The 22,525-nt window shown below is 59.3% G+C and carries 18 protein-coding genes; 15 read left to right on the top strand and 3 right to left on the bottom strand.

Features of this window, described 5'->3' with window-relative positions:
- Nucleotides 1-3: 3 nt before the first annotated feature.
- The 6 genes from murD (at nucleotide 4) to ACQZ5Y_RS11690 (ending at nucleotide 7,132) form a co-directional block, all read left to right on the top strand.
- Nucleotides 4-1,413 carry a UDP-N-acetylmuramoyl-L-alanine--D-glutamate ligase gene (murD, locus tag ACQZ5Y_RS11665; RefSeq protein WP_145166700.1) on the top strand — a complete coding sequence of 470 codons (1,410 nt, stop codon included), beginning with the start codon at nucleotides 4-6 and terminating at the stop codon, nucleotides 1,411-1,413.
- 4 nt (nucleotides 1,414-1,417) lie between these two features.
- Entirely contained in the window at nucleotides 1,418-2,572 is a 1,155-nt protein-coding gene (gene ftsW, locus ACQZ5Y_RS11670; RefSeq protein ID WP_003513223.1) for a putative lipid II flippase FtsW, read from the top strand.
- A 6-nt stretch (nucleotides 2,573-2,578) separates the two neighbouring features.
- Complete coding sequence (gene murG, locus ACQZ5Y_RS11675) at nucleotides 2,579-3,715, top strand: undecaprenyldiphospho-muramoylpentapeptide beta-N-acetylglucosaminyltransferase (RefSeq protein WP_013636510.1); 1,137 nt, start codon at nucleotides 2,579-2,581, stop codon at nucleotides 3,713-3,715.
- Nucleotides 3,712-5,127 carry a UDP-N-acetylmuramate--L-alanine ligase gene (murC, locus tag ACQZ5Y_RS11680; protein WP_038491615.1) on the top strand — a complete coding sequence of 472 codons (1,416 nt, stop codon included), beginning with the start codon at nucleotides 3,712-3,714 and terminating at the stop codon, nucleotides 5,125-5,127. Before murG ends, murC begins: the two co-directional genes overlap by 4 nt.
- The gene (gene murB / locus ACQZ5Y_RS11685) at nucleotides 5,124-6,089 is read left to right on the top strand and encodes a UDP-N-acetylmuramate dehydrogenase (protein WP_003513214.1); all 966 of its coding nucleotides are present in this window, start codon (nucleotides 5,124-5,126) and stop codon (nucleotides 6,087-6,089) included. The genes murC and murB overlap by 4 nt, the downstream gene beginning before the upstream one ends.
- A gap of 200 nt (nucleotides 6,090-6,289) precedes the next feature.
- Nucleotides 6,290-7,132 carry a GGDEF domain-containing protein gene (locus tag ACQZ5Y_RS11690; RefSeq protein ID WP_236762894.1) on the top strand — a complete coding sequence of 281 codons (843 nt, stop codon included), beginning with the start codon at nucleotides 6,290-6,292 and terminating at the stop codon, nucleotides 7,130-7,132.
- 69 nt (nucleotides 7,133-7,201) lie between these two features.
- Here ACQZ5Y_RS11690 and ACQZ5Y_RS11695 read toward each other — a convergent pair whose 3' ends face one another.
- Nucleotides 7,202-8,506, bottom strand: a complete 1,305-nt coding sequence (locus tag ACQZ5Y_RS11695; RefSeq protein ID WP_003513212.1) for an MFS transporter — start codon at nucleotides 8,504-8,506, stop codon at nucleotides 7,202-7,204.
- Nucleotides 8,507-9,048: 542 nt separating this feature from the next.
- Here ACQZ5Y_RS11695 and ACQZ5Y_RS11700 point away from each other — a divergent pair.
- The 7 genes from ACQZ5Y_RS11700 to recN all read left to right on the top strand — a co-directional run bounded on the left by ACQZ5Y_RS11700 (nucleotide 9,049) and on the right by recN (nucleotide 18,080).
- Nucleotides 9,049-9,975 (top strand): D-alanine--D-alanine ligase, encoded by a 927-nt coding sequence (locus ACQZ5Y_RS11700; RefSeq protein ID WP_115062179.1) that lies wholly within the window; start codon nucleotides 9,049-9,051, stop codon nucleotides 9,973-9,975.
- Complete coding sequence (locus ACQZ5Y_RS11705; protein ID WP_003513210.1) at nucleotides 9,963-10,895, top strand: cell division protein FtsQ/DivIB; 933 nt, start codon at nucleotides 9,963-9,965, stop codon at nucleotides 10,893-10,895. The genes ACQZ5Y_RS11700 and ACQZ5Y_RS11705 overlap by 13 nt, the downstream gene beginning before the upstream one ends.
- A complete protein-coding gene (gene ftsA / locus ACQZ5Y_RS11710; RefSeq protein WP_003513208.1) occupies nucleotides 10,892-12,223 on the top strand; it encodes a cell division protein FtsA in 1,332 nt (443 codons plus the stop codon). Before ACQZ5Y_RS11705 ends, ftsA begins: the two co-directional genes overlap by 4 nt.
- Before the next feature lie 92 nt (nucleotides 12,224-12,315).
- Nucleotides 12,316-14,061: a cell division protein FtsZ gene (ftsZ, locus tag ACQZ5Y_RS11715; RefSeq protein ID WP_065659193.1), complete on the top strand. Its 1,746-nt coding sequence runs from the start codon at nucleotides 12,316-12,318 to the stop codon at nucleotides 14,059-14,061.
- A gap of 271 nt (nucleotides 14,062-14,332) precedes the next feature.
- Nucleotides 14,333-15,289, top strand: coding sequence for a UDP-3-O-acyl-N-acetylglucosamine deacetylase (gene lpxC, locus ACQZ5Y_RS11720; RefSeq protein ID WP_003513204.1), 957 nt, complete (start codon nucleotides 14,333-14,335; stop codon nucleotides 15,287-15,289).
- A gap of 235 nt (nucleotides 15,290-15,524) precedes the next feature.
- Nucleotides 15,525-16,391 carry an outer membrane protein assembly factor BamD gene (locus ACQZ5Y_RS11725; protein WP_003513201.1) on the top strand — a complete coding sequence of 289 codons (867 nt, stop codon included), beginning with the start codon at nucleotides 15,525-15,527 and terminating at the stop codon, nucleotides 16,389-16,391.
- Between the two features lie 15 nt (nucleotides 16,392-16,406).
- Nucleotides 16,407-18,080, top strand: coding sequence for a DNA repair protein RecN (gene recN, locus ACQZ5Y_RS11730; protein ID WP_174059884.1), 1,674 nt, complete (start codon nucleotides 16,407-16,409; stop codon nucleotides 18,078-18,080).
- Here recN and ACQZ5Y_RS11735 read toward each other — a convergent pair.
- Nucleotides 18,077-18,691 carry a LysE family translocator gene (locus ACQZ5Y_RS11735; RefSeq protein WP_115062177.1) on the bottom strand — a complete coding sequence of 205 codons (615 nt, stop codon included), beginning with the start codon at nucleotides 18,689-18,691 and terminating at the stop codon, nucleotides 18,077-18,079. The genes recN and ACQZ5Y_RS11735 overlap by 4 nt on opposite strands.
- 130 nt (nucleotides 18,692-18,821) lie before the next feature.
- Here ACQZ5Y_RS11735 and ligA point away from each other — a divergent pair, with 130 nt between their 5' ends.
- Entirely contained in the window at nucleotides 18,822-20,996 is a 2,175-nt protein-coding gene (gene ligA / locus ACQZ5Y_RS11740) for an NAD-dependent DNA ligase LigA (RefSeq protein WP_174049755.1), read from the top strand.
- A 64-nt stretch (nucleotides 20,997-21,060) separates the two neighbouring features.
- The gene (locus ACQZ5Y_RS11745) at nucleotides 21,061-21,954 is read left to right on the top strand and encodes an aminoglycoside phosphotransferase family protein (RefSeq protein ID WP_174049753.1); all 894 of its coding nucleotides are present in this window, start codon (nucleotides 21,061-21,063) and stop codon (nucleotides 21,952-21,954) included.
- 4 nt (nucleotides 21,955-21,958) lie between these two features.
- Here ACQZ5Y_RS11745 and ACQZ5Y_RS11750 read toward each other — a convergent pair whose 3' ends face one another.
- Nucleotides 21,959-22,489 carry a GNAT family N-acetyltransferase gene (locus ACQZ5Y_RS11750; RefSeq protein ID WP_013636501.1) on the bottom strand — a complete coding sequence of 177 codons (531 nt, stop codon included), beginning with the start codon at nucleotides 22,487-22,489 and terminating at the stop codon, nucleotides 21,959-21,961.
- Nucleotides 22,490-22,525 lie beyond the last annotated feature (36 nt).

Raw genomic sequence — 22,525 nt, forward strand, 5'->3', positions numbered from 1 at the left:
GCGATGATCCCGGTCTCGTCGTTCAGAGGTAAGAAGGTCGCGCTTTTCGGGCTTGGCGGTTCGGGCCTCGTCACGGCCCGGGCACTGGTTGCCGGCGGCGCGGATGTCGTTGCTTTCGACGATAATCCCGACAGCGTCGCCAAGGCTGAGGCCGAAGGGATAACGACGGCTGATCTTCGAACGATAGACTGGCATTCCTTTTCGTCTTTCGTGCTCGCACCCGGCGTGCCGCTGACGCATCCGAAGCCGCACTGGTCGGTCGATCTTGCCCGGGCGGCGGGCGTCGAGATTATCGGCGATATCGAGCTTTTCATTCGCGAGCGCCGGGCACATGCGCCGGATTGCCCCTTCATCGCCATCACCGGCACGAACGGCAAATCCACGACGACCGCACTGATTGCCCATATCCTCAAGGCTTCGGGCCGCGATACACAACTCGGCGGCAATATCGGCACTGCCGTGCTGAGCCTCGATCCGCCGAAAGCGCAACGTTTCTATGTCGTTGAATGCTCGTCCTACCAGATCGATCTGGCGCCGACGATCAATCCGACGGCCGGCATTCTGCTCAATCTGACGCCCGACCATCTCGACCGGCACGGCACCATGCAGCATTATGCCGATGTCAAGGAACGGCTTGTGGCCGGCAGTGGCACGGCAATTGTCGGCGTTGATGACAGCTATTCCACGCTGATCGCCGACCGCATCGAGCGTGCGGGCGTGAAGGTGGAGCGCATTTCCAAGCGCAATGTCGTTTCCGAAGGTCTTTATGCCGAAGGCAGCCGCATCCTGCGGGCGCATGGGGGCAAGTCCTCGCTGCTGGTCGATCTCGACGGCATCCAGACGCTTCGCGGCAGCCACAATGCCCAGAATGCAGCGGCTGCAATTGCCGCATGCCTTGCCGTCGGCGTTTCCGAAGAGGACGTTCGCGCAGGTCTCAAGTCCTTCCCCGGCCTAAAACATCGCATGCAGCCGGTCGGTCGGCGCGGCAATGTCACTTTCGTCAATGACAGCAAGGCCACCAATGCCGATGCCGCAGCACCGGCCTTGTCGAGCTATGAGCGCATCTATTGGATCGCGGGCGGTCTGCCAAAGGCCGGCGGCATTGCCAGCCTTGCGCCCCTGTTTCCGCGCATCGCCAAGGCTTATCTGATCGGCGAGGCGGCGGCGGAATTTGCAGCGACGCTCGGCGAAGCCGTGCCTTATGAAATATCCGGCACGCTGGACAAGGCGGTGCAGCATGCGGCGGCGGATGCGGAAAAAGATGCGACGGCCGGCAGTATCGTGATGTTATCCCCGGCTTGCGCAAGCTTCGACCAATATAAGAACTTTGAAATCAGAGGTGATTCGTTCGTCGCGCAGGTTGCGGCGCTCGATGGCGTGACGATGCTCGTTCACTCTGGAAAAGGGGGCTGAGGCCATGGTAAGCCGAGTTGATCGCGGTCCGGTCGCGGAATGGTTCTGGACCATCGACCGTTTCTTTCTGGCGGCGTTCATCGCGCTGATGGGCATCGGCCTGATGCTGTCATTTGCGGCATCGCCGGCGGTTGCCGAACGCATCGGTCTCAACAGCTTCTTCTTCGTGGAACGTCAGGCGATGTTCATGGTGCCTTCGCTGGCGATCATGATCGGTCTTTCCTTCCTGTCGCCGCGTCAGGTCCGACGCGTGGCGGTGATGATGCTGATCGCGTCGCTGCTGATGATGATTTTCGCGCTGTTCTTCGGTATCGAGGTCAAGGGCGCACGGCGCTGGATTTCCATCGGCAGCTTCTCGATCCAGCCATCGGAATTCATGAAACCCGCCTTCGTCATTGTCTGCGCCTGGCTGTTTGCCGAACGCGCGCGCCACCCCGAAATTCCCGGTAACCTCTTTGCTATCATCACCTTCGGTATCGTGGCGGCACTTCTGATTGCCCAGCCCGACTTTGGCCAGACCATCCTGACATCGGTGGTGTGGGGCGGCATGTTCTTCATGGCCGGTGTTCCCTGGTTCTGGATCATCGTGCTCGGCGGCCTCGGCGTTCTCGGCATCGTCTCCGCCTATCTGCTCCTGCCGCACGTCGCCGGCCGTATCGACCGTTTCTGGACCGGTGAGGGTGATACCTTCCAGGTGGATACGGCGCGCGAGGCGATCATTCGTGGCGACTGGTTCGGTCGCGGCCCGGGTGAGGGCATCGTCAAGCGTATCATTCCCGACAGCCATACCGACTTCATCTTCTCGGTGGCGGCGGAAGAATTCGGGATTGTTTTCTGCATGTTCCTTGTGGCGATCTTCGCCTTCATCGTGTTGCGCGGCCTCTCGCACGCCTTCAGGGAAAAAGACGATTTCTGCCGCTTTGCCGTGGCCGGTCTGGTCCTGCAGATCGGCATGCAGTCGATGATCAATATCGGCGTTAATCTGGAGCTTATGCCCGCCAAGGGCATGACGCTGCCGCTGATTTCCTATGGTGGTTCGTCGATGATGGCGATCTGCGTCACGGCAGGCTTCCTTCTGGCGCTGACACGCCACAGGCCGGAAAAGAGGGCGCAGGAGCGCAGCTTCTTCCGCGTCGGTTCCGGCGTTCCTGCGGAGTAAATGATCATGAGCAAGGGTATTGTTCTGCTCGCCGCCGGGGGTACCGGCGGCCATGTCTTTCCAGCCGAGGCCTTGGCGCACACGCTGAAAGCGCGCGGTTATCAGGTGCATCTGGTCACCGACAGCCGTGCCGAGCGTTATGCGGGAAAGTTTCCGGCGGAAGAAATTCACGTCGTTCCATCCGCCACCATTGGTTCGAAAAACCCGATTTCCGTGGCGCGTTCGCTGTGGAAGCTGTGGACAGGGCTGCGTTCAGCGCGCCGGCTGATCACGAAGCTGAAGCCGGTTGCGGTCGTCGGCTTTGGCGGTTATCCCACCGTGCCGCCGCTGCTTGCCTCGACCGGGCTTGGCGTGCCATCGATCATTCACGAGCAGAATGCGGTGATGGGTCGTGCCAACAAGGCGCTGGCGGCCCGTGTGAAGGCGATTGCCGGCGGTTTTCTGCCGCCCGCCAACGGCCAATATTCCGACAAGACGGTTGCGACCGGCAATCCCGTGCGCCCGGCGGTGCTGGCGGCGTCAGAGATACCCTATACGCCTTCGCAGACCGGCGAGACGTTCCAGCTCGTGGTTTTTGGCGGCAGCCAGGGAGCGCAGTTCTTTTCCAGCGCCGTTCCGGCGGCGATCTGCCTGTTGAAGGACGAACAGCGCAAGCGCATCGTCGTGACCCAGCAGGCGCGCCCCGAAGACAAGGACAGTGTGATCTCCTCGTATCAGAAGCTGGGCGTGAAGGCGGATGTCTCGCCTTTCTTCGGCGACATGGCCTCGCGCATCGGTGAGGCCGATCTGGTCATCAGCCGTTCGGGTGCATCGACGGTATCGGAGCTTTCGGTCATCGGCCGACCCTCGATCCTCGTGCCTTATCCGCATGCGCTGGATCACGATCAGGCGGCCAATGCGGCAGCGCTTTCGGCAGCCGGCGGTGCAAGCGTTATCAAGCAGTCGGAACTGTCGCCGCAGAAGCTCTCCGGCCTTCTGTCCTCGGCGCTGTCCGAGCCGGATCGGTTGTCCGCAACGGCGGCGGCGGCCAAGGCGACAGGAAAACCGCACGCGGCAGATGTACTGGCCGATCTGGTCGAGGCGATTGCGAGCGGAAAGTCCGTACAGGAATTCAAGAAGAACATTGAAGGAGTTGAGGCATGAAGATGCCGAAAGCCATAGGCCTTGTCCATTTCATCGGCATAGGCGGGATCGGCATGAGCGGCATTGCCGAAGTGCTTCACAATCTCGGTCATCGCGTACAGGGCTCCGACCAGGCCGACAGCGCCAATGTGCAGCGCCTGCGCGACAAGGGCATCGAGGTCTTCGTCGGCCACACGGCGGATAATCTCGGTGATGCCGAGGTCGTGGTCGTTTCCACCGCGATCAAGAAGAACAATCCGGAGCTGATCGCCGCGCGGGAAAAACACCTGCCGATCGTTCGCCGTGCCGAAATGCTGGCTGAACTCATGCGTTTCCGCAACGCCATTGCCATCGGTGGCACGCACGGCAAGACCACGACGACCTCGATGGTCGCGACCCTGCTGGAAGCCGGCAATCTCGACCCGACCGTGATCAACGGCGGCATCATCAACGCCTATGGCACCAACGCCCGCATGGGCGAGGGCGAGTGGATGGTGGTGGAGGCCGATGAATCCGATGGCACATTCCTGAAGCTTCCGGCCGATGTGGCCGTGATCACCAATATCGACCCGGAACATCTTGACCACTACGGCAATTTCGATGCCGTGCGCGCTGCTTTCCGGCAATTCGTGGAGAATGTTCCGTTCTACGGCTTTGGCGTCATGTGTCTCGACCATCCCGAGGTGCAGGCTCTGGTTGGGCGTATCGAAGACCGTAAGGTCATCACCTATGGTGAGAACCCACAGGCCGACGTGCGGTTTTCGAATGTGCGCATCGATGGCACACGGTCTATCTTCGATGTGGAAATTCGCCGGCGCCGCACCGGCAAGATATTCTCCTTCACGGACCTCGTCCTGCCGATGCCCGGTCGCCACAATGTTTCGAACGCAACGGCCGCGATTGCCGTCGCCAATCGTCTCGGTATTTCGGAAGCGGACATCAAGAAGGGCCTTGCCTCCTTTGCCGGCGTCAAGCGTCGTTTCACGCTGACGGGCGAAGCCAATGGCGTGCAGGTCTTCGACGATTACGGCCACCATCCGGTTGAGATCAAGGCTGTGCTCGCGGCTGCGCGCGAAGCCTGCAAGGGCCGCATCATCGCCGTGCACCAGCCGCACCGCTACAGCCGCCTTTCCAGCCTGTTCGATGATTTCGCGCATTGTTTTAACGATGCCGATACGATTATTCTTGCTCCGGTCTATGCAGCGGGCGAAGATCCGATCGAGGGCGCAAGCTCGGAAGCGCTGGTCTCCGCAATCAAGGCTGCCGGCCATCGCGATGCCCGTTTTCTCGAAAAACGGGAAGATCTCGCGTCAGTGGTTGCAGGCATTGCGAATCCGGGCGATTTCGTGGTTCTCTTGGGGGCCGGAAATATCACGCAATGGGCGGCAGCGCTGCCTTCGGAATTGAAGAGCATATCAGGAAAGTCTGAATGAGACAGGTCGATGGGGTTAAATTGCTGGGGAGGCTCGGCGACGGGGTAAAGGAATTGCGGGGACGTCTGACACCGGATGCGCCCATGGACCGCGTGACGTGGTTCAGAGCCGGCGGTCTTGCGGAAGTCATGTTCCAGCCGCACGATACCGACGATCTGGTTACATTCCTGAAAATCCTGCCGGAGGACGTGCCGTTGACCGTGGTCGGTGTCGGCTCGAACCTTCTGGTGCGCGATGGCGGCATTCCAGGTGTCGTCGTCCGTCTTTCCGCCAAAGGTTTCGGCTCGGTGGAGCTTTCGGGTGAAAACCGCATCAAGGCAGGCGCCATCTGCCCGGACAAGCATATTGCCGCGATGGCCATGGATAATGGCATTGGCGGTTTCCATTTCTATTACGGTATTCCCGGCTCCATCGGCGGCGCTCTGCGCATGAATGCGGGCGCCAACGGCGGTGAAACGCGTGAGCGTGTCGTGGAGGTTTATGCGGTGGACCGTCAGGGCAACCAGCATGTGCTCTCCAATGCCGATATGGATTACAGCTATCGCCACTCCGGCGCCGATGCTGGTCTGATCTTCACCGGTGCCCTGTTTGAGGGTTATCCGGAAGACCGCGCGAAGATCCGCGCCGATATGGACGCCGTGCGTCACCACCGCGAAACCGTGCAGCCGATCCGTGAACAGACCGGTGGATCGACCTTCAAGAACCCCGAAGGTCATTCCGCCTGGGAGCTGATCGACGAAGCGGGCGGTCGCGGTCTGGTTATCGGCGGTGCGCAGATGTCATCGCTGCATTGCAATTTCATGATCAATACCGGCCATGCGACCGGTTACGATCTGGAATATCTGGGCGAGACCATTCGCAAGCGCGTGTTCGAGAAGTCGGGCATTCGGCTGGAGTGGGAAATCAAACGGCTTGGGCTATTCATGCCGGGTCGTGAAGTGGAGCCCTTCCTCGGCGCCTGAAAATTGCGATGCCTCGCGATTGCCATGAGCAACTGCGTTAGCCGTTTCATATCTCTCCTGGCAGCACCAAGCGGCCAGGAGTTTTTGTTTCATATCATCCTTGGCGAAGGGTAACGGTCGATCAATAGTTTTTATCTATAAGCAGTATTTAGATTACGGGAGAGGCAGCGTTGCGCCACTCTACTGCTTGGGTGATATTTATGAGCATTTTCATTGCCGATCGCGTAAGCGGACACTTCTCACGTTTTTTAAGCGAACTCGTCGCGATAACGACATTCACCGTGGCGACACCGGATGGATGGCGTCGGCTTGACCCGGTACAGTCATCATTTCGATTGGCTTGCCTGATCGCTTCCATAGCCGCCGTTATCTGTGTCGTTGCGATCCTGACGATGGCGCAGTTGGACCTGGTCTCGGACTTGAGCAATGGGCTCACAATCGGCCTGGTCCTTAGTACGACAATCTCTTTCACCGTCGGTTTTTTAATTTGCTGGCTCAATGCGAGGCAGATGCAGTTACTGATCCAGTCACACGAGCGTTTTGCGCAGCTCAGCCAGACTGATGCTCTGACAGGTCTTCACAACCGGCTAGGTCTTTATTCGAATTGCGTTCACCTGAGCACGCTGTATTGCGTCGCATTTATCGACATTGATCATTTTAAGTCCGTGAATGACAGGTACGGCCATTTGGCTGGTGACATGGTTATCTCCAGTGTCGCCAAGACAATTCGGGAAGGTTTCGATGAAGCCGCTCATGTGGCGCGGATGGGCGGTGAAGAGTTTGTCGTCGTCCACACCCTTGCCCCGGACCGGTTCCTGGAACAGTGCGAAGGCGTCCGTGAGAACATCGCCACGACAACGGTTCATTTTCAGGATTTGCAGATCAGTACCACCATCTCGATAGGTGTGGCCTTGCGCGGGAACAGGGAGATTTTCGAGAAGGTCATGCACAATGCGGATATGGCGCTCTACGAGGCGAAACGTAGCGGGCGTAATCGCATCTGTTCATCGGGCGCGAAAGGTGGCCGTCAAATTATCGCCTGAGGATCATCACAGACAAAAAAAGGCCGCGAAAGGTGATTTCGCGGCCTCGATCTTTTAGTGGCCTGTCGCTCAGACTTCATCCTTGCGGGACAGAAGAATGCAGGCGAGCGTGATGAGGGCGGATACGCAGAGGTAATATCCGACATATCCCATGCCGTAATTCACCTGCAGCCATGTGGCGATGTAGGGCGCCAGCGATGCGCCGAAGATGCCAGCCATGTTGAAGGTGATGGACGAGCCGGTGTAGCGCACCCTTGTCGGGAAGGGGGCGGCAAGCGCCGTTCCAATCAGGCCGTAGGTCATGCCCATCAGCGTCATCGCAAGAGCCGCGAAGATGAAGATCGAACCTTCACCGCCTGTCATCAGGGTAGGCAGCAGGAACGAGAACAGGCCGATCAGCACCGTCGTCAGGATCAGGATTTCGCGACGGCCGAAGCGCTCAGCGAGCTTGCCGGCGATCGGGATGAAGATGCCGAAAACGATGGAGCCCATGATCTGCACTTCGAGTGCGTCGAGGAACGGGATTTTCAGAACCTTGACGTTGTAGGACAGCAGATAGGCGGTACCGATATAGAACAGCACGAAGGTAGCCAACGCTACGAAAGTGCCAAGCGCGAGGCTGCGCTTGTGGTTGCGGAACAGTTCCACGACCGGCACGGCAACACGTTCTTCCTTTTCGATTGCCTTCTGGAAGGCAGGCGTTTCGGTGATCGACAGACGAACCCACATGCCAACCGCGATCAGGATGATCGAAGCGACGAAGGGAATGCGCCAGCCCCAGCTCAGAAGCGCTTCCTGCGACATGAAGTGCAGCAAGATCCAGAAGACGCCGGAGGAGAGGAACAGACCGACGGGCGCGCCGAGCTGCGGAAACATCCCGTACCAGCTGCGCTTGCCGGGAGGAGCGTTTTCCGTGGCCAGCAGGACCGCACCACCCCATTCTCCGCCAAGACCGAAGCCCTGACCGAAGCGGCAAAGCGCCAGCAACAGAGGTGCCAGAACACCGGCTGTCTCATAGGACGGCAGGAGGCCGATCACGACCGTCGATACGCCCATGGTCAGCAGAGCGGCGACAAGCGTAGCTTTACGGCCGACGCGGTCACCATAATGGCCGAAAACGACGGCGCCGAGCGGGCGGGCGAAAAAGGCGATGGAGAAGGTGGCGAAGGATGCCAGAAGTGCCGTCATCGGATCATTGTTCGGGAAGAACAATGTCGGAAACACGAGCACTGCGGCCGTGGCGTAAACGTAAAAATCGAAAAACTCGATGGTCGTGCCGACCAGGCTGGCAGTGAGAACTCGTGCAGGCGAATTTGTCTTTACAACGTTCGAATTGCCAGCTGTCGGCGATACCGGAGATATCGCGTCAGTCATGGTTTTGGTCCCATTTTTGGATGATTGCATGTCATGCCTTGGGAGGCATTGACTGCGTTAACGCAATTTTTGTTCTTTTGGAATGCTAAAAAAGAAATAAAGCGGACAATGTGATCGGCTGGTGCGACAGGGACCGCAGCGTGTGCGAGGACGCAGTCTCAAGATTGAGAGACTGATTCAGGCGACGGATTTAAAACGCTGAAACGTCAGATAATTTTCGCTGGGGAAAAGCGTCGTCCGTTAACGTTTTCGCCTTGTCTTTATCAGGGATAGAAGTGTGCGGCACCCTCGTTCTATTTCCGATCATTGAAAACCTGCATGTTGCAATCCGTCCAACTCTCTGATTCCAAGGAGGTAATTCGGATCGATGCTGATTCTTTAATGGAACTGGCATGTTGGGCGCGGCGGTTAACGAAAGTAAACGATTCATTAACCTTAATGGCGTTTAACTGATCTCAAGGATCATGTGCCAGAATCACCGTTCGTCAAATTCGGTTGGTTCCGGTGCGGATCGTAGCGGAGATTTGGTGTCAGAGGTATCGATGGGCGGCAAGCACGTAGCTGTTCTTTTGGGTGGGTTTTCGTCGGAGCGGCCGGTCAGCCTCTCGTCCGGGAACGCTTGCGCGCTCGCCCTTGAGGGCGAGGGGTACAAGGTCACCCGGGTCGATGTGGGGCGCGATATCGCCGCCGTACTCGGCGAGCTGCGCCCGGATGTCGCCTTCAATGCGCTGCATGGCCCCTTCGGCGAAGACGGCACCATTCAGGGCATTCTCGAATATCTCGCCATTCCCTATACCCATTCCGGCGTGCTCGCTTCTGCACTTGCCATGGACAAGGCGCAGGCCAAGAAAGTGGCTGCGGCTGCTGGCATTCCGGTGGCTGACGAACGCGTCATGAACCGGTTCGAATTCACCAGCGAACATCCGCTTGCGCCGCCCTACGTCGTGAAGCCGGTGCGCGAAGGCTCGAGCTTCGGTGTGGTGATCGTCAAGGAAGACCAGTCGCATCCGCCGCAAATCCTTACCTCGTCCGAATGGCGTTACGGCGACCAAGTCATGGTCGAGCGTTACATCCATGGTCGCGAACTGACCTGCGGCGTGCTCGACGGCGAGGCGCTAGGTGTGACGGAAGTGGTGCCGCTGGGTCACAATTTCTATGATTATGACGCTAAATACGCAGCCGGTGGCTCAAAGCATGTCATTCCGGCAGAAATTTCACCAAAAATTTACCAAAAAATTCAAACACTGGCGGTTATGGCGCATCGGGCGATCGGGTGCCGTGGCGTAAGCCGTTCAGACTTTCGTTACGACGACCGCTTCTCAGAAGATGGCGAAGTTATCTGGCTTGAAGTGAATACGCAGCCGGGCATGACGCCGACCTCCCTGGTGCCGGAAATGGCGGCCCATGCTGGCCGCTCCTTTGGTAACCTTGTCAGCTGGATGGTGGAGGACGCTTCGTGTTTGCGGTGACCGGCAAAAAGTCGACGGCAAAAAAGCGCGAGCAATTCGTGGCGACGGCAAATGCCGACGATCGCAGGGTGCTGCCGCGTCCGCTGCGTCGTTTCGTGCGTTTCGGTGTCAGCCTTGCGACCGGACGCATCCACATTCCCGCCCATACCGGCACGATTTCGGCTGTTGCCTTTTACGCGGTGATCGGGCTTTACGGCATGTCGCTTGGCGGACATACGAATATCGTCACCCAGACCACGACCTCGGCCGCCGGTTTTGCGGTTGAGGACGTCAAGGTATCCGGCAATTTGCAGACATCGGAAATCGAAGTCTTCCAGCTTCTCGGCCTTGACGGCAGCACCTCCTTGATTGCGCTTGATATCGATGCGGCACGCCGCAAGCTCGTCCAGCTTCCCTGGGTCGAAGATGTCGATATCCGCAAGGTCTACCCGAAGACGGTTGAGGTTCGCCTGAAGGAGCGTGAAGCTTTCGGCATCTGGCAGCATGGCACGGAACTGTCGCTGATCGAAAAAAGCGGCAGCGTGATCGCGCCGCTGCGTGACAATAAATTTGCCGCCCTGCCGCTTTTCGTCGGACGTGACGCGGAAACGGGTGCTGCCGGTTTCGTCGCGCAACTGGCCGATTGGCCGGAAATTCGCAACCGCGTTCGCGCCTATGTTCGGATTGCCGGCCGCCGCTGGGATCTGCATCTCGACAACGGCATCGTCGTCAAGCTGCCGGAAGAGAACCTGCCGCAGGCACTGCAATTGCTGGCACGGCTCGATCTCGAGGAAAAGGTTCTGTCGCGTGATGTCGCTGCCGTCGATCTGCGTCTGACGGACCGCACCACGATCCAGTTGACCGAAGGCGCAGCAGAGCGCCGCCAGACGGCGGTAGATGCACGCACGAAGGCACTCAAGAAAGCGGAGAAGAACACATGAGCTTTTTTGGTTCTTCCCATTTCGGTCTGCCTCGCCTGAAGCCGCTGTCTTCCAAGCGCAGCCACATCGTCTCGGTGCTCGACATCGGCTCGACCAAGGTCGTTTGCATGATCGGACGGCTGACGCCGCGCCAGGAAAGCGAAATCCTGCCGGGTCGCACCCACAAGGTGGAAATCATCGGCATTGGTCACCAGCGCTCGCGCGGTGTGAAATCCGGCGTGATCGCCGATCTTGACGCGCTCGAAGGCGTGATCCGTCTTTCGGTGGATGCGGCCGAGCGCATGGCAGGCCTGACCGTCGACAGCCTGATCGTCAATGTTTCCGCCGGCCGGCTGGCAAGCGACATCTATACCGCGAGCATCGATCTCGGCGGACAGGAAGTCGAAGCAAGCGACCTGCGCAAGGTTCTGGTGGCGGCGAGCCAGCAGTCCATGCGTCAGGACCGGGCGATCCTGCATTCGCTGCCAACAGGCTATTCGCTGGATGGCGAGCGCGGCATTCGTGATCCGCTGTCGATGTATGGCGATCTCCTCGGTGTCGACATGCATGTGGTGACTGTCGAACGCACGGCGCTGAAGAACCTCGAGCTTTGCGTCAATCGCGCGCATCTCTCGGTTGAGGGCATGGTGGCAACGCCCTATGCCAGCGGTCTTGCGGCATTGGTCGATGACGAGGTCGAGCTTGGCTGTGCAGCCATCGACATGGGCGGCGGCACCACGACGATCTCGGTTTTCGCCGAAGGCCGTCTCATTCATACCGACGCGATCGGCCTTGGCGGTCATCACGTTACGACAGATCTTGCACGAGGCCTCTCGACACGAATCGAAGATGCGGAGAGACTGAAGGTGGTGCATGGTTCGGCTTTGCTGAATGGCGCGGATGAGCGCGACATGATTTCGATCCCGCCGATTGGCGAAGATGATCGCGATCAACCATCGCAAGTTTCAAGGGCACTTGTTACCCGCATCGTGCGGGCGCGTATCGAAGAGACGCTGGAATTGATCCGTGATCGTATCCAGAAGTCCGGCTTCAGCCCCATCGTCGGCAAACGTGTTGTCCTGACGGGCGGCGCGAGCCAGCTGACGGGGCTGCCGGAAACGGCACGGCGCATTCTTGCCCGCAACGTTCGTATCGGCCGCCCCATGGGGGTTGCGGGTCTTCCGGTTGCGGCAAAGGGACCGGCATTTTCAACCGCATGCGGACTGATGATCTATCCGCAGGTGGCGGACATCGAAATTCATGCGGCGCAAGGCGGAATGTTCTCGCCGTTTGGTACGGGTAGCGGCCGGATAGCCCGGGTAGGGCAATGGCTGAAAGAGAGTTTCTGAGTGGCCTCGTGGCGTGAGCCTGAGGTTTCCAAGTTGAGTTTTCAAGAATCGGCCAGCGGGGCGATGCGGCCAGAGAAAGAAGGAATGGTAAAATGACGATACAGCTGCAAAAGCCTGATATCACCGAGCTGAAGCCACGCATCACTGTTTTCGGTGTGGGCGGCGGTGGCGGTAACGCTGTCAACAACATGATCACGGCTGGTCTCCAGGGTGTCGATTTCGTCGTCGCCAACACGGATGCACAGGCTCTGACCATGACGAAGGCAGACCGGGTCATCCAGCTCGGCGTCAACGTCACCGAGGGTCTCGGTGCCGGTTCCCAGCCGGAAGTCGGACGCGCCGCCGCTGAAGAATGCATCGATGAGATCATCGATCACCTGAACGGCACCCACATGTGCTTCGTCACTGCCGGCATGGGTGGTGGTACCGGCACGGGTGCTGCACCTGTCGTCGCACAGGCTGCCCGCAACAAGGGTATCCTGACGGTCGGCGTCGTTACCAAGCCTTTCCATTTCGAAGGCGGTCGCCGCATGCGTCTTGCCGAACAGGGCATCGAGGAACTGCAGAAGTCCGTCGATACGCTGATCGTCATTCCGAACCAGAACCTCTTCCGCATTGCCAACGACAAGACGACCTTTGCCGATGCCTTCGCCATGGCTGACCAGGTTCTCTATTCCGGCGTTGCCTGCATTACCGATCTGATGGTGAAGGAAGGTCTCATCAACCTCGACTTCGCTGACGTTCGCTCGGTCATGCGTGAAATGGGCCGCGCAATGATGGGTACTGGCGAAGCTTCCGGTCCGGGCCGTGCGATGCAGGCTGCGGAAGCGGCAATCGCCAACCCGCTGCTCGACGAAACCTCGATGAAGGGCGCACAGGGCCTCCTGATCTCCATCACCGGCGGTCGCGATCTTACCCTGTTCGAAGTCGACGAAGCGGCTACCCGTATTCGCGAAGAAGTCGATCCGGATGCCAACATCATCCTCGGCGCAACCTTCGACGAGGCACTTGAAGGTCTCATCCGCGTCTCAGTCGTCGCGACCGGCATCGACCGCGTTGCGGGCGTTGGCGAACAGAACATTGCCGATATGCGCGCCGCAGCCGCCAAGCCGCTTATCCGTCCTTCCGCGGCCGTTGCTCCCGCTCCGGCCGCAGTTCAGCCTGCACAAGCAGTATCGCAGGCACCAAAGACCGTAGACCAGATCGCCCAGACCATCCGTTCGGCGGAAGCCGAAATGGAACGTGAACTTGGTTTCGCAGCACACCAGCAGCCCTCTCAGGATTTCCGTCCGCAGAGCAAGCTTTTTGCATCCGCTCCGGCTGAAGCACCGGCGGCTCTCCGTCCGGCCCAGCCGGTTCAGCAGGCTGCTCCGGCACCGGTTGCCCCGGCACCGGTCTATCACGCGCCGGAACAGGTTGCCGCTCCGCGTCTGCAGCAGCCGCAGGCTCCGGTCTATCAGGAGCAGGCTCCTGTTGCCCGCCAGCCCGAGCCTGTCCGCATGCCGAAGGTCGAGGACTTTCCGCCGGTCGTGAAGGCCGAGATGGATCACCGTGCCCACGCAGCTCCTGCAGCCCAGGAAGAGCGTGGCCCGATGGGTCTTCTGAAGCGCATCACCAACTCGCTTGGCCGACGCGAAGAGGAAGAAGTTCCTTCCGAAATGATGGATGCGCCGAGCATGGCGCCGCAGCAGCGCCGCGCACTTTCGCCGGAAGCCAGCCTCTACGCTCCGCGTCGTGGCCAGCTTGACGATCACGGTCGTGCGACGCCTTCTTCGGCAAGCCACCATGACGACGACCAGCTGGAAATTCCGGCGTTCCTGCGTCGCCAGTCCAACTAACAGCGATTCCGTTCGCCTCTCCAAACGCCCGGGTCACACGACCCGGGCGTTTTGTTTTATTGTGCGTTATTAACAGTAAATTAATTCATCTTTTCAATGGCTTGTGCGTGTAACAATCCGAAACGAACAGTGATTTGTCCTGGCACTTTCATGTGCGTATGTATGAGACTGGGTAAGGGAAAACATAGACCTCGCCGGTTGTTGAAACCGGCTTGAAAAACTTGAACGGCGCTGAATATACGGCGCGGTTTTCAAAACAAGGCATATACGCATGACTATCGGACTGCTCGGATTTCAGACGACTATCGCAAATGCTGTTCAGCTCAAGGGCATTGGCGTGCATTCCGGCAATCCGGCTTCGATGACGTTCCAGCCCGCAGAAGCAGGAACGGGCATCGTGTTTCAGCGCCTTCATGAAAATGGCAGCGTAACCGAGTTGAAGGCGGTGTCTTCCAATGTCGGCAATACCGATCTGTGCACCGTGCTCGGCCGCTCGCTATCCCAGTCAGTGGCAACGGTCGAGCACGTCATGGCTGCCATCTACGCCATGGGCCTCGATAACCTCGTCGTTGAGGTCGACGGTCCGGAAGTGCCGATCATGGACGGCAGCTCTGCGCCATTTATCGATGCGATCGAATCGGCTGGCATCAAGAACCTTGGTGTGAAGCGCCGCTATATCCGCGTCATCAAGCCGGTGCGCATCGATTCGGGTGCGTCCTGGGCGGAGTTCCGCCCTTACGACGGCACACGGTTCGAGGTCGATATCGATTTCGACACGCCACTGATCGGCAAGCAGTCCTGGAAGGGCGACCTGACGGCGGATACGTTCAAGAACGAGCTTTCGCGCGCCCGCACCTTCGGCTTCATGCGTGACGTGGAGCGCCTGTGGGCTGCCGGTTACGCACTCGGCTCCTCGCTTGAAAACTCTGTTGTCATCTCCGACGACAATAGCGTCATCAACATGGAAGGCCTGCGTTATGCCAAGGACGAATTCGTTCGCCATAAGACGCTGGACGCCGTGGGCGACCTGGCACTTGCCGGTGCGCAGTTCATCGGTTGCTATCGCTCCTATCGCGGCGGCCACAAGGTCAATGCCAACGCGCTGAAGGCTTTGCTGAGCGACCGCTCGGCCTATGAGATCGTGGAGGCTCCGGCCGCCCGCAACCAGGTACGTGCCCGCGAATTCGTTCCGGTCAACATGCCGGAATTTGCACCCTGGTCCGCTTGAGTTTGTTGCAGGCTATTGATTGACAGGAAAAGCCGCTCCGTTTCGGGGCGGCTTTTTCACGATGAGGGGCGGGATGTTTTGTCATACCGCCTGATATTCATGCGATTGCATGGGCCGATGCCATAAAAATGCGTTAATGCATCATCATTGCGTTGCCCTGCAGATGCTTTTATGGCTAGAAACGCCAGTGCAAAGCCGATGCTTATGTATTTGCGCGGGAAGTGGGAACTGTCGAATGAAGCATGTAGGGTCTGGTGCAATGAAGGGTACGATGCGGGGGATCGCCGTTTCGTTGATGTTGGTCGGTGCGAGTGTTGCCGTCACGGCCTGCCAGTCCGATCCGGATATCGACATTACCAAGCTCGGCGTCGAGACCGATCCGCCAGACGTTCTGTACAAGCAGGGGCTTGCCAACATGAACGCCGGCAACATGACGGAAGCCTCGCGCAAGTTCGAGGCGATCGACAAGCAATATCCCTTCACCGAATGGGGCCAGAAGGCGCTTGTGATGCAGACCTTCATCGCCACGCGCACCAACAAGAACGACGTGGCCATCGCGTCGGGCAGCCGCTTCCTGCGCCAATATCCTCGCTCCAAGGATGCCGCGTACGTTCAGTACATGATCGGTCTTGCCTATTCTAAGCAGATTTCCGACGTGACGCAGGACCAGCGCGCCGCGCAGCGCACGGTCGAGGCGATGAGCAAGGTGGTCAACGACTACCCTGATTCGGAATATGTCGCCGACGCGCAGGCCAAGATCCGTTTCGCCCGCGACCAGCTCGCTGGCCGCGAAATGCAGGTCGGCCGTTATTACCTTGAGCGCAAGGAATATCTCGCCGCCGTTTCGCGTTTCCGTATCGTCGTCGAGCAATACCAGAACACCAACCAGATCGAGGAAGCGCTGGCCCGTCTGACGGAATCCTATTATGCGATGGGTCTTTCCGACGAGGCGCAGACTGCTGCCGCCGTTCTCGGCAACAACTATCCCGACAGCCAATGGTATGCGGATTCCTACAAGCTGCTGAAGGGCGGTGGGTTGGAGCCGCGTGAAAACAAGGGGTCCTGGATTTCGCGCGCCGGCAAGAAGCTTATCGGCGCCTGAGACAGGGCATAGGCCATGCTGGTCCAGCTCTCGATTCGTGACATCGTTCTGATTGAAAGGCTCGACCTCGGCTTTGAGGCGGGCCTTTCCGTGTTGACGGGTGAGACGGGCGCGGGCAAATCCATTCTGCTTGACAGCCTGTCGCTGGCCCTCGGCGGCCGCGGCGATGGCGGTCTGGTGCGCCACGGGGAAGAGAAGGGGCAGGTCACTGCCACTTTCGAAGTTCCGAACAGCCACCCCACACGGCATCTCCTGCGCGAAAACGGTCTGGATGACGATGGCGACCTGATTTTCCGCCGCGTGCAATCCGCAGACGGACGCACCAAGGCCTATATCAACGATCAGGCCATCAGCGTGCAGATGATGCGTCAGCTGGGGCAGCTACTGGTCGAAATTCACGGCCAGCACGACGACCGCGCTCTTGTCGATACCGATGCCCACCGCACGCTGCTGGATGCTTTTGCCGGGCTGAGCGACGATGCCCGTGCCGTTCAGGGTTTCTACCGCACATGGAAGGACGCCGAGCGGGCGTTGAAGACCCATCGTGCCAAGGTTGAGGCTGCTGCCCGAGAGGCGGACTATCTGCGTTCCTCCGTCGAGGAGCTTGAGGTGCTCTCGCCGCGCGACGGCGAGGAGGAGGAGCTTGCCGAACGTCGGGCGGTGATGCAGAAATCCGAACGTATTGCCGGTGATATCGCCGAAGCGAGCGAGTTCCTGAACGGCAACGCCTCGCCAGTGCCCATGATCGCATCCATGATGCGGCGCCTGGAACGCAAGAGCCACGAGGCGCCGGGATTGCTGGAAGACACCGTGCAATTGCTGGATGCCGCGCTCGACAGCCTTTCCAACGCGCAGATGGAAGTGGAGGCCGCACTTCGCCGCACCGAGTTCGATCCACGCGAGCTGGAGCGGGTGGAGGAACGGCTGTTTGCGCTACGCGCCGCCGGACGCAAATATAATGTCGCGGTGCCTGATCTACCGGCGCTTGCGGAAAAAATGGTCGCGGATCTCGCCGACCTCGATGCGGGCGAAGAAAAGCTCGGCAAACTTGAAGCCAATCTCGGCGTTGTGAAAGCCGATTTCGACCACGCGGCCAAATCGCTTTCCGAAAAACGCCGCAATGCGGCGAATGCGCTTTCCGAAGCTGTCATGGCGGAGCTTCCGGCGCTCAAGCTGGAGCGGGCACGTTTTACCGTCGAAGTCAGCTCCGACCCGGAGCAAGCGACGGCTGACGGTATCGACATCGTGGAATTCCACGTTCAGACCAATCCTGGAACGCGGCCCGGCCCGATCATGAAAGTCGCTTCTGGCGGCGAATTGTCCCGTTTCCTGCTGGCGCTTAAAGTCGCGCTGGCTGATCGTGGTTCGGCACCGACACTGGTGTTCGACGAAATCGACACGGGCGTTGGCGGCGCTGTGGCAGATTCCATTGGCCAGAGGCTGCGTCGTCTGTCGAAAACCGTGCAGGTTCTGTCCGTCACCCACGCGCCCCAGGTGGCCGCGCGGGCGGCCACACATCTTCTCATTTCCAAAGGCCCCTCCGGTGACGGCACCGAGCGCATCGCCACGCGTGTCGCTACCATGGAGCCGAAACATCGCACCGAAGAAATCGCCCGCATGCTTGCCGGTGCCTCGGTGACCGATGAGGCGAGGGCTGCCGCCGCCCGCCTGCTTGCCGCCAAGGATTAACGGCTGACGGCAACCGCCACGCCGGAGCCGATCATGACCCCGCCCGCCGCCCGGTTCACCCTGCGGACGATTCTTGGCTCACGCAGCAGCTTTCTTGCCCGCACAGCCAGAACCACATGAGCGCCGATCACAACCGCCTCCACCACGACGATGACGGATGCCAGCGCCAGAAGGTGATCGACCGTCAGCGAGGCGCCGACAACGTTCGGTAACAATGCCACGTAAAAGAGCGGCATTTTCGGATTTCCGAGATTGAGCGCGGTTCCCGTGGCGAATATCGAAAGAAGGCTATGGCGGCCATTCATGGGTTGCAGATCGGGAACCACAGGTTCCGCTGTCCAGAGTTTGAATCCCATCCAGACGAGATAGGCCGCGCCGCCATAGCGCAGCACCGCCATCACCGTTCCCATTTCGGCGGCGAGGATCGACAGGCCGAAGGCTGCAAGCGTGAGGAATATCAATATTCCTGCCACGGTTCCGGCCCCATAGGCGAGGCCGGAGGCGGCACCATGGGTGATTGTGCGGGCGACGATCGTCATATTGTCCGGGCCGGGGCTGGCCGCGAACACGAAGAAGGCTGCTGCAAAGGCAATGAGGGTGGTGAGTTCCATGGGGGCTCCGGCTTCCGTTTCATCCGGATGCTCAGAATAGCGGATTCCCCCCTGTTGAAAAGCGAGGATGGTTTTGCGTTTGCCAATAATTCGCTAAAAGCATTGCAGATTCATCCGTGAGGCTTCTTCCATGTCGAAAGACCAGATTCCCGTCGAAAACCTGACCGAGCTTGAGGCCTCTTCCGAGCTGGCATTTCTGGAAGCCGAGCTTTCCCGCCACGATGCGCTTTATCATGGCAAGGACGCGCCGGAAATTTCGGACGCGGACTACGATGCGCTGAAGCGGCGCAACGATGCCATAGAGGCGGCTTTCCCGGCGCTGGTGCGGGCCGACAGCCCGTCGAAGAAAGTCGGCTTCACGCCGCTTCCCACCTTTGCGCCCATCGTGCATGCGCGGCCGATGCTGTCACTCGACAATACGTTTTCTGAAGGTGATCTGCGCGATTTCGTCAGTTCGGTCTACCGCTTCCTCGGGCACCTGCCGGATGATTCGATTGCCTTTACCGCCGAGCCGAAGATCGACGGACTTTCCATGTCCATCCGCTACGAGAACGGCAGGCTGAAGACGGCGGCGACACGTGGCGACGGCACGACGGGCGAGAACGTCACCGCCAATATCAAGACCATCAAGGAAATTCCGAACGAGCTGCCTGCCGATGTACCCGATGTGGTGGATGTGCGCGGCGAGGTCTATATGGCCAAGAGCGACTTCATGGCGCTCAATGCCCAGATGGAGGCCGATGGCAAGCAGACCTATGTGAACCCGCGCAACACGGCCTCCGGTTCGCTGCGCCAGCTTGACGCCAATGTGACGGCGAAACGCAAGCTGCGGTTCTTTGCCTATGCGCTTGGCGAGGTTTCCAATGGCGGGCAGCCGACGCGGATTGCCGACACGCAATATGGTATCGTCGAGAAATTCCGGGAATGGGGTTTCCCGGTCAATCCGCTGATGAAGCGATTCACCTCTGCCGAACAATTGCTTGAACATTATAATGAAATCGGCGTCGCGCGACCCGATCTCGATTATGATATCGACGGCGTGGTCTACAAAGTCGACCGGCTTGACCTTCAGGAACGGCTGGGTTTCCGTTCGCGCAGCCCGCGCTGGGCCACCGCACACAAGTTTCCGGCAGAACAGGCCTTCACCACGGTCGAGAACATTGAAATCCAGGTAGGGCGCACCGGCGCGCTGACACCGGTTGCGCGTCTCACCCCCATTACCGTCGGCGGCGTCGTCGTCACCAATGCGACGCTACACAATGCCGATTACATCGAGGGTATCGGCAATAGCGGCGAGCGCATTCGGCCCGAGGATCATGATATCCGCATTGGCGATACTGTCATCGTGCAGCGTGCAGGCGATGTCATTCCGCAGGTGCTGGATGTGCTTCTGGAGAAGCGCCCGGCTGAGGCGGTGAAATATGCGTTTCCGGAGAAATGTCCTGTGTGCGGCAGCCATGCGGTGCGGGAGCGCAACGAAAAAACCGGTAAGCTCGATTCGGTCACGCGCTGCACCGGCGGTTTCGTCTGCCGGGCGCAGGCGGTCGAGCATCTGAAACATTTCGTTTCGCGCAATGCCTTCGATATCGAGGGCTTGGGTACCAAGCAGATCGATTTCTTCTTCGAAAGCGAGGATCCGGCCCTCTCCATCAAGACCGCGCCTGATATTTTCACGCTGAAGGCGCGGCAGGAGGCATCGCATCTTACCAAGCTCGAAAACATAGATGGTTTCGGCAAGGTAAGTGTCAAGAAACTGTTCGATGCCATCGATGCCCGCCGCGAGATCGATCTGCATCGGCTTATCTTCGCTCTCGGCATTCGTCATGTCGGTGAAACCACGGCGAAGCTTCTGGCGCGTTCCTATGGCACCTATGAGCATTTCGAGGAAGCCATGAAGGCGGCAGCCGACCCGGCGAGCGATGCCTGGGCCGAACTCAACAGTATCGATGGCATCGGCGAGGTCGTGGCGCGCGCCATCATCGAATTCTACAAGGAACCGCGCAATCTCGATGTCATCGACCGGCTGATACGGGAGCTGCGGCCGAAGGAGGCCGAGAAGCCCTCGACCGAAGGCAGCCCGGTGGCGGGCAAGACGGTGGTCTTTACCGGGTCTCTGGAAAAATTCACGCGCGACGAGGCCAAGGCCCGTGCGGAAAGTCTGGGCGCCAAGGTGGCCGGCTCCGTATCGAAGAAGACGGATATTCTGGTGGCCGGGCCGGGGGCAGGTTCCAAGCTTGCCAAGGCGGCGGAGCTGGGCGTTCAGACCATGGACGAGGACGAGTGGCTGGCGCTGATCGGTGGCTGAAGCACCGTCATCGCCACGTTGTTTTGCGCCGCTATGGGTCTCATCCTTAAACGGGGAACGGGACATGGATGACCGCATCGTCATCTCTACGCAGCAGGTTCGAACGCTGATCGCAAGCCAGTTTCCGCAATGGGCGGGGCTTGATGTCAGGCCGGTGGAACTGAGCGGCTGGGATAATCGCAGCTTCCGCCTTGGTGATGATATGCTCGTTCGCCTGCCGAGCGCTGGCCGCTATGTGGCACAGGTGGAGAAGGAGCATCGCTGGCTGCCGAAGCTTGCGCCTCTTTTGCCTCTTCCGATCCCAAAGCCATTGGCGATTGGTGCGCCGGGACAAGATTATCCGTTTCCATGGTCCGTTTATGGCTGGCTTGATGGCGAGCCTCTCGCCCGGCATCTTGGGCATATAAATCTCGCAACAATAGCCGTCGACGTAGCAGCGTTTTTAAAATCCCTGCAGGGCATCGATGCGACGGATGGTCCGCTTGCGGGCGAGCACAATTTCCACCGCGGTGGGTCGCTTGCGGTCTATGACGGCGAGGCGAGGGCGGCGACGTTGCGCCTCGCCGATGAGGTCGATCAGAGGCTGGCCATGGAAATATGGCAGCTTGCTCTTTCGAGCAGCTGGCAGGGCCAGGGCGTTTGGGTGCATGGCGATATTGCCGAAGGCAATCTGCTTGTAAGAGATGGCCGCCTCTCAGCCGTCATAGACTTCGGCAGTTCCGGCGTCGGAGACCCATCTTCCGATCTCATTCTGGCATGGAACGTGCTCGACGCCGAAAGCCGGAACGTCTTTCGCCTGGCGATGGATCTCGACAATGCCACATGGCAGCGCGGGCGCGGCTGGGCGCTGTGGAAGGCGTTGATCACGCTTGAGGCTCAACGTGGACGTGATGAGAAACTGGCCGAATGGTCACGTCGGACCATTCGGGAAGTGATTGCCGATCATTTGTCCGCCTGAAACATCAGCGCAGACGTGCCATGACGTAGGCGTCGACATATTTGCCGTCGCGATAGGCATCGTTGCGCAAGGTGCCCTCGCGTTCGAAACCGAGTTTCTCATAGAGCCGGAGGGCGGCGAGATTGTCGGTGAAGACATTCAGTTCGATGCGGCGGATATCATGCCAGTTGTCGGCCGCGTCGATGAGTGCCGTCAGAAGCCTTGAACCGACGCCCTTTCCGGCGAAATCGTCGTGAACGGACATCGCAAGATCGGCGACATGGTACTGTCTGCCCGCTCTGCGGTATAATCCGGCGTTACCAACGAGTTTTCCGTGCCACTCCGCGACGATGACGATGTCGGTAGGGGCTCGGTTTTCTATCGATTTTCTCGTCTTTTCAATCGTCTGGAAAGGTTGCCGAAGGGTGCCGTGCCGGACGCCGGGAAGGTTGAGCATTTCCGTCAAAGCTTCGACGTCTTCAAGCCGGGTGGCGCGCAGGACAACGTCCTTCAGATCAAATGGCTTGTTTGTAATATCCGCTGGTTTCATGTTCATGCCTGTCTCCTTGTGGCGCGTTCGGAGCAGGCGTGA

The sequence above is a fragment of the Agrobacterium sp. A3-95 genome (assembly GCF_053521785.1).

Coding starts and splice junctions, on each gene's coding strand:
- murD (WP_145166700.1), top strand. CDS start 4: ATGATCCCGGTCTCGTCGTTCAGAGGTAAGAAGGTCGCGCTTTTCGGG.
- ftsW (WP_003513223.1), top strand. CDS start 1,418: ATGGTAAGCCGAGTTGATCGCGGTCCGGTCGCGGAATGGTTCTGGACC.
- murG (WP_013636510.1), top strand. CDS start 2,579: ATGAGCAAGGGTATTGTTCTGCTCGCCGCCGGGGGTACCGGCGGCCAT.
- murC (WP_038491615.1), top strand. CDS start 3,712: ATGAAGATGCCGAAAGCCATAGGCCTTGTCCATTTCATCGGCATAGGC.
- murB (WP_003513214.1), top strand. CDS start 5,124: ATGAGACAGGTCGATGGGGTTAAATTGCTGGGGAGGCTCGGCGACGGG.
- ACQZ5Y_RS11690 (WP_236762894.1), top strand. CDS start 6,290: ATGAGCATTTTCATTGCCGATCGCGTAAGCGGACACTTCTCACGTTTT.
- ACQZ5Y_RS11695 (WP_003513212.1), bottom strand. CDS start 8,506: ATGACTGACGCGATATCTCCGGTATCGCCGACAGCTGGCAATTCGAAC.
- ACQZ5Y_RS11700 (WP_115062179.1), top strand. CDS start 9,049: ATGGGCGGCAAGCACGTAGCTGTTCTTTTGGGTGGGTTTTCGTCGGAG.
- ftsA (WP_003513208.1), top strand. CDS start 10,892: ATGAGCTTTTTTGGTTCTTCCCATTTCGGTCTGCCTCGCCTGAAGCCG.
- ftsZ (WP_065659193.1), top strand. CDS start 12,316: ATGACGATACAGCTGCAAAAGCCTGATATCACCGAGCTGAAGCCACGC.
- lpxC (WP_003513204.1), top strand. CDS start 14,333: ATGACTATCGGACTGCTCGGATTTCAGACGACTATCGCAAATGCTGTT.
- ACQZ5Y_RS11725 (WP_003513201.1), top strand. CDS start 15,525: ATGAAGCATGTAGGGTCTGGTGCAATGAAGGGTACGATGCGGGGGATC.
- recN (WP_174059884.1), top strand. CDS start 16,407: ATGCTGGTCCAGCTCTCGATTCGTGACATCGTTCTGATTGAAAGGCTC.
- ACQZ5Y_RS11735 (WP_115062177.1), bottom strand. CDS start 18,691: ATGGAACTCACCACCCTCATTGCCTTTGCAGCAGCCTTCTTCGTGTTC.
- ligA (WP_174049755.1), top strand. CDS start 18,822: ATGTCGAAAGACCAGATTCCCGTCGAAAACCTGACCGAGCTTGAGGCC.
- ACQZ5Y_RS11745 (WP_174049753.1), top strand. CDS start 21,061: ATGGATGACCGCATCGTCATCTCTACGCAGCAGGTTCGAACGCTGATC.
- ACQZ5Y_RS11750 (WP_013636501.1), bottom strand. CDS start 22,489: ATGAACATGAAACCAGCGGATATTACAAACAAGCCATTTGATCTGAAG.